Source organism: Arthrobacter sp. 10N410, assembly GCF_056394945.1.
On the sequence record NZ_JBFTIP010000004.1, the window covers coordinates 176,721 to 189,182 of the forward strand.

The window sequence follows — 12,462 nt, forward strand, 5'->3', positions numbered from 1 at the left end:
GTGAATCCCCGCATCGTGGTGTCCGCCGTCTGCGTCTTTGACGACGCCGGACGCCTCCTCACCGTCCGCAAGCGCGGCACTGACAAGTTCATGCATCCGGGCGGCAAACCCGAAGCCGGTGAATCCGCGGCACAGGCGGCGTCCCGGGAACTCGAGGAGGAAGTCGGCATCATTGTGGCGCCCGAGGACCTCGAACCCTTCGGAAGTTGGCTGGCCGAGGCCGCCAACGAGGCCGCCACGCAGATCGAGGCCACGGTGTTCACCGCGCCCACGTTAGTTAATGCAGCAGGCAGCTGGACCGCGCACCCGTCGGCGGAGATCGCCGAAATCCGCTGGCTGGACCTGGCCGCCGGGCTGCCGGACGACCTGGCTCCGCTGCTTACGGACCATGTTCTGCCGGCCCTCGCCGCGAAGGCGGCCCGGAAGAGCTAGAGTTCCGGCACCGCCTCAGCGGCCACCGCGGTGGCCTCGGCGAACTGGGTCCGGTAGAGCTCTGCGTAGCGCCCCTCCGCGGCGAGAAGTTCGTTGTGCGTCCCGCGTTCCACGATCGTGCCGTCCTCGACCACCAGGATGGCATCGGCGGCGCGGATCGTGGAAAGCCGGTGCGCGATCACCACGGCGGTGCGGCCTTCGAGCGCCGCGCCCAGCGCTTCCTGCACCGCGGCCTCGTTCGTCGAGTCCAGCGCGGCCGTGGCCTCGTCCAGGATCACGACCCGCGGCTGGGCGATGAGCAGGCGGGCGATGGTGAGCCGCTGCCGTTCGCCTCCCGAGAGTCGGTAGCCGCGCTCCCCCACCACGGTGTCCAGCCCGTCCGGCAGCGAGCGGATCATGTCCTCAAGCCGGGCCTGGCGCAGCACGTCCCACATCAGCTCTTCGCTGGCGCCCGGGCGGGCCAGGCGCAGGTTGGAGGCGATGCTCTCGTGGAAGAGGTGCCCGTCCTGCGTGACCATGCCCAGGGTTTCGCGCATCGAATCGAAGGTGAGGTCGCGGACGTCCACGCCGGCGCCGGACCCCGCACCGCCGAAGCGGACGGCGCCCGAATCGACGTCGTAGAGCCGTGAGAGCAACTGCGCGATGGTGGACTTGCCGGCGCCCGAGGAACCCACCAGCGCCACGGTCTGGCCCGGTTCCACCCGGAAGCTGATCCCGTGCAGCACTTCCTCGCCGCCGCGGGTGTCCAGCGTGGAGACGTCCTCGAGCGAGGCCAGCGAGACCTTGTCCGCCGAGGGGTAGGAGAAGCGGACGTCGTCGAACTCCACCGAGAGCGGGCCGCGCGGCGATTCCACCGCGTCCGGCTTCTGCTGGATGAGCGGCTTGAGGTCCAGGATCTCGAAGACCCGCTCGAAGCTGACCAGGGCGCTCATGATTTCCACCCGGGCGTTGGACAGCGCGGTGAGCGGCGCGTACAGGCGGGTGAGCAGCAGTGCCAGCACGACGACGTCGCCCGCGGCGAGCTGCCCGCCAAGGGCCAGCCAGCCGCCCAGGCCGTACACCAGCGCGAGGGCAAGGGCCGAAACCAGGGTCAGGGCCGTGACGAAGGTGAACTGGAGCATGGCGGTGCGGACGCCGATGTCCCGCACCCGGCCGGCGCGGAGCGCGAATTCGTGGGATTCCTCGTCGGGCCTGCCGAAGAGCTTCACCAGGGTGGCGCCGGGGGCGGAGAAGCGTTCCGTCATCTGCGTGCCCATGGCGGCGTTGTGCTCGGCCGCCTCGCGGCGCAGCTCGGCCAGCTTGGAGCCCATCCGGCGGGCCGGGATGAGGAAGATTGGCAGCAGGATCATGGCCAGCACGGTAACGAGCCAGGACTTGTTCAGCATCACCACGAGGGTGAGGGCCAGCGCCACCACGTTGCTGACAACACCGGAGAGCGTGCCGGCGAAGGCCGACTGCGCGCCGATCACGTCGTTGTTGAGCCGGCTGACCAGCGCCCCGGTGCGGGTCCGGGTGAAGAACGCGATCGGCATCTTCTGCACGTGGTCGAAGACCTTGGTGCGCAGGTCCACGATCACGCCTTCACCGATGGTCGAGGACAGCCAGCGCGTCACCAGCCCGATCCCGGCCTCGGCGACCGCCACGATCGCGATCAGCACGGCCAGCCAGATCACGGTGCCGGCGTCCGCCTTCGCGATGATCGCGTCCACCACCTGGCCGGCGAGCACCGGCGTGGCGACCGCGAGGACCGCCATCACGATGGACAGCAGCACGAAGGCGATCAGCCGGCCCCGGTGCGGCCGGGCAAAGCCGAACACGCGCTTGAGCAGTTCCTTGGAGAACGGCTTGGAGCCGCTCGAGGCGCGGGTGATGTTGTAAAGGGAGCTCCAGGCAACCCGGTCCATGCTCATCGGTTGGTACCTTTCGGGGCGCTCGCGCCCAGCAGTTCGGTGACGACGCCGTCGACGACGTTCCAGCGCACGTCAAGGCGCACGTTTTCCAGCAGTCGGCGGTCGTGTGTGACGAGCAGCAGGGCGCCGTCGTAGCTGTCGAGGGCTTCCTCCAGCTGCTCGATCGCGGGAAGATCCAGGTGGTTGGTCGGCTCGTCGAGGACCAGCAGGTTCACTCCGCGGGCCTGCAGGAGCGCCAGCGCGGCCCGGGTCCGTTCGCCCGGTGAGAGCGAGTCAACGGGCCGGGCAGTGTGGTCGGCCTTGAGTCCGAACTTGGCCAGCAGGGTGCGCACCTCCGCCGGGGTCTGGTCCGTCAGCACGGCTTCAACGGCGTCGGCAAGCTTGAGGTGCCCCGCCAGCAGGCCGCGGGCCTGGTCGATTTCCCCGACCGCCACCGAGGCGCCCATGGAGGCGTCGCCGGCGTCGGGCCGCTGCACGCCGAGCAGCAGGCGCAGCAGGGTGGACTTGCCCGCCCCGTTAGGCCCGGTGATGCCGATCCGCTCGCCGGCGTTGAGCTGCAGGTTCACCGGCCCCAGGGTGAAGTCCCCCTGGTGTACGACGGCGTCCCGCAGGGTCGCGACGACGGCGCTGGAGCGCGGCGCCGCCCCGATGCTGAACTGCAGCTGCCATTCCTTGCGCGGTTCCTCGACTTCCTCGAGCCGGGCGATCCGTGATTCCATCTGGCGGACCTTCTGCCCCTGCTTTTCCGAGGACTCGGTGTTCGCTGCCCGGCGGATCTTGTCATTGTCCGGGCTCTTCTTCATCGCGTTGCGGACGCCCTGGGAGCTCCATTCACGCTGCGTGCGGGCGCGGGAGACCAGGTCTGCCTTGGTGAAGGCGAACTCTTCATAGCGTTCCCGGGCGTGCCGGCGGGCCACGGCGCGCTCCTCCAGGTAGGCCTCGTAGCCGCCGTCGTAAACCGCGACGGAGTTCTGCGCCAGGTCCAATTCCACGATCGTGGTCACGCAGCGGGCCAGGAACTCCCGGTCGTGCGAGACCAGGACGACGCCGCCGCGCAGTCCCTGGACGAAGGCCTCCAGCTTGGCCAGGCCGCCTAGGTCGAGGTCGTTGGTGGGCTCATCGAGGAGCACGATGTCGAAGCGGCTCAACAGGAGGGCCGCGAGCGCCACCCGGGCGGCCTGCCCGCCGGAGAGCCCGGTCATCGCGGCGTCGAGTCCCACTTCGAGGCCCAGGTCCGCCAGTACCGGCGGAATCCGCTCTTCCAGGTCCGCGGCGCCGGACGCCATCCAGCGGTCGAACGCCACCGAGTACGCGTCCTCGGAACCCGGGGCGCCGGTTCCCAGCGCCTCGGCGGTGGACTCCATGTCCGCCGTCGCCTGGCCGCAGCCGGTGCGCCGGGCGATGTAGCCGGCCACGGTTTCGCCGTCGATCCGTTCATGCTCCTGCGGCAGCCACCCGACGAACGCGTCGGCCGGGGCAAGGCTCACCGTGCCCTCCTGCGGCTGGTCGACGCCGGCGAGCAGCCGCAGCAGCGTGGACTTGCCGGCACCGTTGGCGCCCACGACGCCGACGACGTCGCCCGGCGCGACGGTGAGGGAGAGTTTGGAGAAGAGAGTCCGGTGGTCGTGACCACCGGAAAGGTCCTTGGCAACAAGGGTTGCAGTCATTAGTCCATTCTCTCACTGAGGCCCAAAACGGACGGCCGCAGGCAGCCGTCAGGGGCCGGAAATTCGTAGCAGATCCGCCGACATCCCGCCGGGCATAGAAGAACCCGCTGGTCCGGACTTGGGGGGTGTACGGACCAGCGGGTTCGAGCATCTAGCATAGTTGAATTGGGTCCCACGGCAAAATTGCCAGCGTCTCGGACCCTCGTGAGTGAAGACGCACAAACGGAAGCACGTGCGGACGCGCTGGAAAAGGAAACGCCCATGATCAGTGCCCTGCAATGGTTCGTCCTGGCTGTCTGTGCCCTGATCACCTTCCTCCGCCTGCCAGCGGCGCTGCGCGGAGAAAACCGCTCGCTCTTCGGCATTTTCCTGCTTGTCACGGTGGGCATGGTGCTGAGCATCCAGTGGAGCTACACGCTGGTCGACGGTTTCCTGGGTTCCTACAACTACGCCAACCTGGCGCTGCGCTATGTGGTTTATGGAACCGTCCTGCTGGCCGGGTACAAGATTGTCAAGGGCTTTGAGAACACCCACAGCCTCCGCCTGCTCCTCGGCCCCGTGGGCCTGGCGGCGCTGGCAACCATCTGCCTCGCCACCGCAGTGCCGTTCCTGATGGCGAATACCGCCGGCACCTCAGTGGGACTGGCCACGCTGCCGGACCAGAGCGGCCCTAACCGCCAACTGATCGCCCTCTATACGACGGCCGGCCGGCTCTACCCGGCATACGTGGCGGCCTGCCTTCTGCCGGCGACCATCAAGGCCCTTCGATCCCGCCTGCCGGGGCTCGTTCGCGGCGGAGCGGCACTCCTGACGGCCGGATCCGCCGCCATGATCCTTCTGCCCATCAGCGACCTCCTGCCCCAGCGCCTGGCCTTCATCCAATACATCATCAGCTTGGTTGGGGTGCTCGGGCTGATGGTGGGCCTGTCCCTGATCTGGCTGGGAAGGGTGTCCGCGCGACGCGGCCCGCGAAACAGCCCGTCCTTGGCCGACGCGCACCGCGGGCAAGGTCAAGAAAAGATCGCAGCTGAAGAATTATGATGATGTGAGGGTTGCGGCACCGCGCTTCTCCGGCGGTGTAGCGGCCCAGCAGCTAAGTCCGCGCAAGACCCTGCAGAAAGTCATAGATGGCACTACCCGCCAAAGCGTTTCAACTCTGGCTCCATGGCGTTGCCCCGGCAATGAGCACCGCGGACATTTGCAGGATCTCCGGCGTCAAGCGCACCACTTTGGCACAGCAACTGGTGCGCGGCAAGGTCGCCGAAACCACCGTGGTGAGCATCAGCCGGGCCCTCGGCCTGAACCCCGCTGAATCGCTCGCCGACTTCAGCACGTACGCGGACCTGACCCGGCTTGCCCAGCCGCCCACCCCGGCGGAGCTCGTCAGCCAGGTCGCCACCATGGACCTGCTGCGGGCCGTCATTACCCGTTCCGCTCAGGACCACGAGAACGGCACTGGGACGCTCCGCGTGCTCAGCCCGGCTCCGCACGCCACCTCGGTGCGAAACTGGGTGGACGCCATCGACGACGGCGAACTCCGCCACCGCGTTTCCGCCGCTACCGGCGTCGCCCCGCAGAACTATTCAGCCCAGCTGACCGCGAACCGGCTCTCGCCGGAACTTGCGGTGGCAACCTCGCGCGCCGGGGGCGTGGGCTTGACGGGCGGCCTCGTCGCGACGGGGCTCATCACCGAGGCCGAAGCCGGCTGGCCCGCGGATGCCCGGCAGTCCGCGCTGGATGCACTGTCCGACGGCGAGCTGGTTGCCTTGGCCGGTGAGCGGCTCCAAGCCCTGGGCAAGACACTCCGCCGCCAGGAGCAGGAGCAGGCGCAAGCCGAAAAGATCTGGGAGAACCTCGGATGAACGTCGGCGCCCTGCAATGGAGCACCTTCGCAGTGTGCACCCTGGTGGCGCTTGCCCGGATCCCCAGTGCCCGGCGGGGTGAAAACCGGCCCGTCTTCTACGTCCTTGTCCTGATCATGTTGACCATCTTGCTAAGCATCGAGGGACCGTACCAGGCAATTGACCAGGTGCTGGGCGGTTTCAACATAGCGAATCTGGTGCTGCGTTTCATTGGGTTCGCCGCGGTGTTCTTCCTAGGCCTCCAGCTCGCGAAAGGCTTCAGTGCCGACGATGCCCGGCGCTTCCTGACGGGTCCTTTGGGGATCGGTATGGCGCTACTGTCGTGCGCCGCCGTCACCATCCTGTTCTTGATGATGGATACGGCCGGGTCCTCCGCGGGACTTGCCGGGGTGGCGGCCAGAAGCAGCCGCAATGCCGTGCTGGCCGAGTACTACGGCGCCGCCGGAAGGCTCTATCCGGCCTTCGTCCTGCTGGCCCTGCTGCCCGCGCTGGCCAGGACGGCCATCGGCAGGCTCCCGCTGATTATCCGCGGCAGCGCCGTTGCCCTGGGCATCGGGTCCGTGGCCATCGCATTGACACTGGCATTCCCGATCATTCCGGCCGGGCTGTCCAGCTGGGAGTTTGTCATCAATTACACCGGCATTCTGTGCCTTGTGCTCGGGCTCGTTCTGATCTGGGTGGGGCGTCTGGCGGCCAAGCGTCCGCCGCGAAGCCGGACCCCCGGAGCAGATAGATGACCGCGGTCCTGCAGTGGTCGGCCTTGGCGATCTGCGGCGCCGTCGCCTTAGCCCGCGTCCCCGACGCCATCAAGGGCCGCAACCGGTCAATTGTTGGCGCCTTCCTCCTCTCGGCCGGCGCGATCCTGCTGAGCATCGATGGCCCGTACCTGGCCGTCGACGCGTGGCTTGGGAGCGCCAACTACGCAAACCTCATCTTGAGGTTTCTCGTATACGGGGCGGTGGCCTTGGCCGGCTACCGCACCGCGAAGGCCTTCGGTGACGGGAACGGCCTCCGCCGCGTCTCAGGGCCGTTGGGGCTGGCCGTGCTCGGCGCCATCGCAGTTGCCACTGCGGTTCTGTTCCTGCTGGCGGACACCACCGGCTCCTCCACCGGCCTCAACGGGCTGCCCCTGCGGAGCGCGGAAAACGCCCAGCTAATCGGACTGTACGCGACAGCGGGGAGGGTCTACCCCGCCTTCGTGGCAGCCTGCCTGGTGCCTGCTACGCTGCGTGCCGTCAGGGGGCGTTTGCCGGCCGCGATCCGGATCGGTGCCGGGCTCTTGTCCTTCGGGTACGCAGCACTGATTGCTGCGGCCCTGTTTCCGCTCTTTGCGCCAGGCTCATCCGGGGTCCAGGCGAAGATCAACTTCACCGCCGCGCTTGGCCTCAGCATTGGTCTGACCGTCATCTGGCTGGCGCGGGTCGCGGCAACCCGGCAGCGGCCGGAGAGGGCGGCGGGAAAAGCCCCGCGACTCCAAGGGTCATCAACGAAGACTCCGGGTGAGATTGGACGCGACTAGGTGAGAGAGTTCAAGGGCCCGCGGCGCCGGGAGCCCAAGCCGGAGTGAGTAGGAGGTGGACATGCTTGAATGGGGAACGCTGATTATTTGCGGCCTGGTTCTGTTACTGCGTCTGCCGGATGCCCTGCGCGGTCGCAACAGGGCTGTGTTCGGGATCCTGTTCCTCGCCACCCTCTGCAGTCTGCTCAGCATCCCCGGACCCTACGCGGCGATCGATGGTGCGCTGGGGAGCTTGAACCTCACCAACCTGGTTCTGCGCTTCATTGTGTTCGGAATGGTCTTCCTGGTCGGGCTGCGCCTGGCCGCGGGGCTGGGCGCAGCCCGCGCGAAGGAGCTGATCACCGGCCGCGCGGGACGCTGGGCGCTGGCAGCCGCGTGCCTGGCCGTCGGAGTGACGTTCTTCCTGATGGACACCCGGGGTTCTTCAGCCGGTCTTCAAGACATGACAGGCAGCGGGCGGAACGCCGTTCTCGCCCCGCTCTACGCGGCAGCCGGCCGCAGCTACCCCGCGTTTGTTTCGCTGCTCCTGCTCCCTTCCCTGCGGGCAGCCATCAAGGCGGCCCTGCCACGGCTGGTGCGGACCGGCGCCGCCTTGACCATGGTGGGAGCCGTGGCGGCCGTCGCGAGCGTGCCCGTGTCCTTCGCCCCGGAGTCATGGGATTTGCCCCGGCTGTTCGTGAACTACCTGGCGGTGCTGGGATACGTCCTGGGACTCCTCGCCTTCTGGTTCTCCGGGCAAAGCGGCCGCCCGCCTCGTAACACTCCGGCAACGTTTCCTCAGTCGTGAGCCAGGGGATTCACAAAATCATTAGACCGTGAGATAATCATGAATGTGTGAAAACGCCGGCCAGCATCCGTGAATGGGGATTCAGTCTTACGGAACCTGGCGGGGCGTCCGAGCGCCATTGGGGGGATGAGTGGTAGCGGTCCGCAAGGACCGCTCCCACTCAGCCTGTTTAACGGGAATCAAGCTTCGGCTGGCCGCTTGACCCGGGCAAAGAAGGCTCAGCGCTGGAATCTCAGGGTCAGCAATTGGAACGGCCGCAGGACCAGCTCCGCGGAACCGTCCTGAATCGTTACGCCCGGTGCGTCCGCGGGACGTTCCAGGAGGTCCACGGTCCGCACCCCCGTGGCGGCGAATTGGGCCAAGACCGTGCCGGCGGAGCGCTCCCCCAGTGACTCGTAAAGGCGGACGATCACGTCGCCGGAGCCGTCCTCCGCCAGTTTGACCGCCTCGATCACGAGGGCGGGATTGGAGACCGTGAACAGCGGCTCCGCGCCGCGGGCTCCCCTGACCACGCGCGGGGCGAGGTTGGTGCGGTACCCCTCCTCGACGGCGTCGGCGATGCTGGCGCCGGGCCGCACGGTGACCGTCAGTTCGTGCCGGCCGCGGTCCGCGTCCGGATCCGGAAACTTGGGTGCCCGCAACAGCGAAACCCGGACGGTGGTGGTGGTCCCGCCGTCGTCCGCGCGGATCTTGCGGGTGACGTCGTGACCGTAGCTGGCGGCGTTCGAGACCGCGACGCCGTACCCGGGCTCGGCCACGTGGATCCACCGGTGTGCGCAGATCTCGAACTTGGCGGCCTCCCACGAGGTGTTGAGGTGGGTGGGCCGGAACACATGGCCGAACTGCGTCTCCGAGGCCGAGCGATCGGCCCGGACGTCGAGGGCGAAGCCGAGCTTAAGCAGCTTCTCACGTTCCTGCCAGTCCACCGCGGTGGAGATCGCCAGCGACGGCGCACCCGGTTCCAGCCGGATCCGCTGGGTCACGGCGGAGGTTCCGGCCAGCCGCTCCACCACGACGACGGCGGCCCCGCCGTCGCGTTCCAGCGTCACGGAGCGGGCCTCGGTCAGCGGGGTGACGTTGCGGCGGTAGAACGCGTCGATATCCCAGGCGTCCCATTCGTTTGGGTTGTCCCGGTGCAGTTCGAGGAGATTGCCGAACTCCCCCGGCGCGATTGCTTCACGGCCGCTGGCGTGGTCCCGCAGCGAGACCAGGAGTCCGTCTGCGTTCACCACCGCGCGGATGATCCCGTTGTCCAGCACGTGGCCGCCGTCGGCATCCGTGGACTGCACGGGTGCGGCCGCGTTGACGGGCGTGGCGGCGGCGAGCGCCGGGACACCGCGGCGGGGGTGCGGGGCCGCGTTGAGCAGGAACTCCTGCTCGCCCTCTCCCAACACGGCCACGGCGGCGGCGGCGGTGATCGCCTCCAGCTCGCGGGCGACGGCGTCGTAGTTCCGCTCCGCGTCCTGGTGCACCCAGGCGATCGAGCTGCCGGGAAGGATGTCATGGAACTGCTGCAGCAGCACCAGCCGCCAGAGCCGCTTGAGCTCCGCCGCCGGGTACGCGGCGCCGGCTCGGATCGCGGCGGTGGCGCACCAGAGTTCCGCCTCCCGGAGGAGGTGCTCGCTGCGTCGGTTGCCCCGTTTAGTGTTGGCCTGGCTGGTATACGTGCCGCGGTGGAGTTCCAGGTACATCTCGCCCACCCAGACCGGGAGGCCCTGGTATTCCTCCTCGGCGCCGGCGAAGAACTCCGCGGCCGAGCCCAGCCGCACCTTCGGCGAACCTTCCAGGTCCGCGTTGCGCTGCGCCGCCGCCAGCATCTCCCGGGTGGGTCCGCCGCCGCCGTCGCCGTAGCCGAACGGGAGCAGGGACATGGTGCCGCGGCCGTGGTCCCGGTAGTTGCGTTCGGCGTGTGCCAGCTCCCGGGCGCTGATTTCGGAGCTGTAGGTGTCCACGGGCGGGAAGTGCGTGAAGAGCCGGGTGCCATCGATCCCTTCCCAGTGGAAGGTGTGGTGCGGCATCCGGTTGACCTGGTTCCAGGAAATCTTCTGGGTCAGGAACCAGCGGCTGCCGGCGGCCTTGACGATCTGCGGCAGCGCGGCGGAGTAGCCGAAGGTGTCCGGCAGCCACGCTTCCTGGCATTCGACGCCGAACTCGGCCAGGAAGAAGCTCTTGCCCTCCAGGAACTGGCGCGCCATGGCTTCGCCTCCCGGCATGTTGCTGTCCGATTCGACCCACATGCCCCCCACCGGGACGAACTGGCCGGTTTTGACCTTTTCCCGGATGCGCCCGAACAGCTCCGGGTAGTACTCCTTGATCCAGGCCAGCTGCTGCGCCGACGAGCAGGAAAAGACGAAGCTAGGGTCCTCGTCCATCAGCGCCACGACGTTGGAGAAGGTCCGCGCACACTTCCGGATGGTTTCCCGGACCGGCCACAGCCAGGCAGAGTCGATGTGAGCGTGGCCGGTGGCGACGAGTTGGTGGGCCGAGGCGTAGGCCGGCCGGGCGAGGACTTCGGCGAGCGCGGCACGGCCGTCGGCAGCGGTGCCGGGGACATCGTCCGGGTCCATGACGTCCAGCATCCGTTCCAGCGCACGGAGGATCTCGTGCCGTCGGGGCAGCTCCATGGGGAGTTCGTGCATCAGCCCGCTAAGCGTGGCAATGTCCTGGTGCAGTTCCCAGACGGCCTGGTTGAGCTCGGCGATGACGATCGGACCCAGCCGGTACTGCGGCTCGGTGCCGGCGGTCGCCTTATCGCCGTAAGGGGTAGCTGCGAAGGTCCAGCCCTGCGAGAGGTCGGGGTTCGCAGCGGCTTCGACGTAGAAGTCCACGGACATGCCGCTGCCCAGCAGCTTGAGGGGGATGTACTGGTTCCGCGGGGAGATCGCCTTGATTACCGATCCGTCGGCCCGCCAGGCCGTACCCTCGCACTGGAACCCGGGCAGGTCACCGCTGAAGCCGAGGTCCACCAGGATTTCGACGGCGGTGTCCGCGCGGCTGCCCCAGGAGTCGGGGACCTCGCCCTGGAGGCGCAGCCACTTGGTGCTCCATGGCTGTCCCCACGCCGCCCCTTGATCCTGCGGGACGAACGTCTGCCGCAGCGCATCCTGTACCGGGACCGGTTCCCCCGCGACGTCCCAGCTGCTCAGCGTGAGCGGGACCCGGCGCGGGTACACGGCGGGGATGATGCGTTCGCGCAGAAAGCGGTCCAGCCGGACTTCCGTGAGACGGCGGTCGTCGTGCAATGTGATCCTCTTCGCGCTGGTGCCGGTGTTGCCAAGTCGTGGTCGACCCCTGTGTCCAGTCGATGGATAAAATCTACGTCGGCCGCCTCGGTTAAGCCAACGTTGTTAAGCGGGGGCGCCGCTGGCCGATGACTGCCGCATGGACACGCGTTCGTTGCCGACGTAGACGTTCAAGGTGGTGCCACGGCTGAACCCGGCCAGGGTCATCCCGCTGTCCTCGGCGAGTTCGACGGCCAGGCTGGAGGGCGCGCTGACGGCGGCCAGCACCGGGATCCCGGCCAGCGAGGCTTTCTGCACCAGTTCGAAGGATGCCCGGCCGGAAACCTGGAGCACGGTCCCGCTCAAGGGCAGCAGGCCTTCGCGCAGCGCCCAGCCCACCACCTTGTCCACTGCGTTGTGCCGGCCCACATCCTCGCGCAGGCAGAGCAGCTCGGCCGAGCCGTCGTCGGCAATCCGGAAGAGTCCCGCCGCATGCACGCCGCCGGTGACGTCGAAAACGGCCTGGGCCTCCCGCAGCCGGTCCGGCAGCGAGGCGAGGGTCTCCACCGGCACGGTCAGCGGGTCCGCTGCCGGGCTGAAGTGCGAGGACTTGCGCACGGCGTCGATCGAGTCGGTACCGCAGATCCCGCAGGAGCTGGAGGTGAAGAAGTTTCGCCCCGTGTCCGGCCGGACGACGTCGGGGCGCAGCTGCGCTTCGACGACGTTGAAGGTCTGGACGCCGTCCTCGTCCTCGCCGGCGCAGAAACGCAGCGAGACGAGTTGATCCGGCGTCCAGATGACGCCCTCCGAGACCAGGAACCCGGCAACAAGGTCGAAGTCGTTGCCCGGGGTCCGCATCGTGACGGAAAAGGACAGATTGCCCAGCCGGATCTCAAGCGGCTCCTCGACCGCCAACACGTCCTCCCGGTGCCGGACCGGGAACTCGAGCGCCTGCGGCGAGCCGTCCAGGACAAATTTGTGCACCTTGCGGCGCTGTGTCACGCGGCCCATCGGATACTCCTCATCAGCGTTAAGTACGGGTTCGGCCGCCAGCTGCGGCGGCT

General features: G+C 68.1%; 10 protein-coding genes. 6 read left to right on the plus strand and 4 right to left on the minus strand.

The window, feature by feature from the left end; genetic code table 11:
* Entirely contained in the window at positions 1-432 is a 432-nt protein-coding gene (locus tag AC1DB8_RS11835; RefSeq protein WP_476893193.1) for an NUDIX hydrolase, read from the plus strand.
* Here AC1DB8_RS11835 and AC1DB8_RS11840 read toward each other — a convergent pair.
* Positions 429-2,342 (minus strand): ABC transporter ATP-binding protein, encoded by a 1,914-nt coding sequence (locus AC1DB8_RS11840; protein ID WP_441418277.1) that lies wholly within the window; start codon positions 2,340-2,342, stop codon positions 429-431. The genes AC1DB8_RS11835 and AC1DB8_RS11840 overlap by 4 nt on opposite strands.
* Positions 2,339-4,009: an ABC-F family ATP-binding cassette domain-containing protein gene (locus AC1DB8_RS11845; protein WP_476893139.1), complete on the minus strand. Its 1,671-nt coding sequence runs from the start codon at positions 4,007-4,009 to the stop codon at positions 2,339-2,341. The genes AC1DB8_RS11840 and AC1DB8_RS11845 overlap by 4 nt, the downstream gene beginning before the upstream one ends.
* A gap of 261 nt (positions 4,010-4,270) precedes the next feature.
* Between AC1DB8_RS11845 and AC1DB8_RS11850 the strand changes: the two genes are divergently transcribed.
* The 5 genes from AC1DB8_RS11850 (at position 4,271) to AC1DB8_RS11870 (ending at position 8,177) form a co-directional block, all read left to right on the plus strand.
* Entirely contained in the window at positions 4,271-5,050 is a 780-nt protein-coding gene (locus tag AC1DB8_RS11850; RefSeq protein WP_476893140.1) for a hypothetical protein, read from the plus strand.
* A gap of 86 nt (positions 5,051-5,136) precedes the next feature.
* Positions 5,137-5,871: a hypothetical protein gene (locus tag AC1DB8_RS11855; RefSeq protein WP_476893141.1), complete on the plus strand. Its 735-nt coding sequence runs from the start codon at positions 5,137-5,139 to the stop codon at positions 5,869-5,871.
* A complete protein-coding gene (locus AC1DB8_RS11860) occupies positions 5,868-6,608 on the plus strand; it encodes a hypothetical protein (RefSeq protein WP_476893142.1) in 741 nt (246 codons plus the stop codon). The genes AC1DB8_RS11855 and AC1DB8_RS11860 overlap by 4 nt, the downstream gene beginning before the upstream one ends.
* Positions 6,605-7,390: a hypothetical protein gene (locus tag AC1DB8_RS11865; RefSeq protein WP_476893143.1), complete on the plus strand. Its 786-nt coding sequence runs from the start codon at positions 6,605-6,607 to the stop codon at positions 7,388-7,390. Before AC1DB8_RS11860 ends, AC1DB8_RS11865 begins: the two co-directional genes overlap by 4 nt.
* A 61-nt stretch (positions 7,391-7,451) precedes the next feature.
* Positions 7,452-8,177 (plus strand): hypothetical protein, encoded by a 726-nt coding sequence (locus AC1DB8_RS11870; RefSeq protein WP_476893144.1) that lies wholly within the window; start codon positions 7,452-7,454, stop codon positions 8,175-8,177.
* A 218-nt stretch (positions 8,178-8,395) separates the two neighbouring features.
* On the opposite strand, the gene AC1DB8_RS11875 is transcribed toward AC1DB8_RS11870, so the two are convergent.
* Entirely contained in the window at positions 8,396-11,419 is a 3,024-nt protein-coding gene (locus tag AC1DB8_RS11875) for an alpha-mannosidase (protein WP_476893145.1), read from the minus strand.
* A 105-nt stretch (positions 11,420-11,524) separates the two neighbouring features.
* Positions 11,525-12,409, minus strand: coding sequence for a formate dehydrogenase accessory sulfurtransferase FdhD (fdhD, locus tag AC1DB8_RS11880; protein ID WP_441418269.1), 885 nt, complete (start codon positions 12,407-12,409; stop codon positions 11,525-11,527).
* Between the last annotated feature and the right edge of the window lie 53 nt (positions 12,410-12,462).

Excerpts from the sequence above, each read along its gene's own strand:
- AC1DB8_RS11850 (WP_476893140.1), top strand. The coding sequence starts at position 4,271 with ATGATCAGTGCCCTGCAATGGTTCGTCCTGGCTGTCTGTGCCCTGATC.
- AC1DB8_RS11870 (WP_476893144.1), top strand. The coding sequence starts at position 7,452 with ATGCTTGAATGGGGAACGCTGATTATTTGCGGCCTGGTTCTGTTACTG.
- AC1DB8_RS11845 (WP_476893139.1), bottom strand. The coding sequence starts at position 4,009 with ATGACTGCAACCCTTGTTGCCAAGGACCTTTCCGGTGGTCACGACCAC.
- fdhD (WP_441418269.1), bottom strand. The coding sequence starts at position 12,409 with ATGGGCCGCGTGACACAGCGCCGCAAGGTGCACAAATTTGTCCTGGAC.
- AC1DB8_RS11860 (WP_476893142.1), top strand. The coding sequence starts at position 5,868 with ATGAACGTCGGCGCCCTGCAATGGAGCACCTTCGCAGTGTGCACCCTG.
- AC1DB8_RS11865 (WP_476893143.1), top strand. The coding sequence starts at position 6,605 with ATGACCGCGGTCCTGCAGTGGTCGGCCTTGGCGATCTGCGGCGCCGTC.
- AC1DB8_RS11855 (WP_476893141.1), top strand. The coding sequence starts at position 5,137 with ATGGCACTACCCGCCAAAGCGTTTCAACTCTGGCTCCATGGCGTTGCC.
- AC1DB8_RS11840 (WP_441418277.1), bottom strand. The coding sequence starts at position 2,342 with ATGAGCATGGACCGGGTTGCCTGGAGCTCCCTTTACAACATCACCCGC.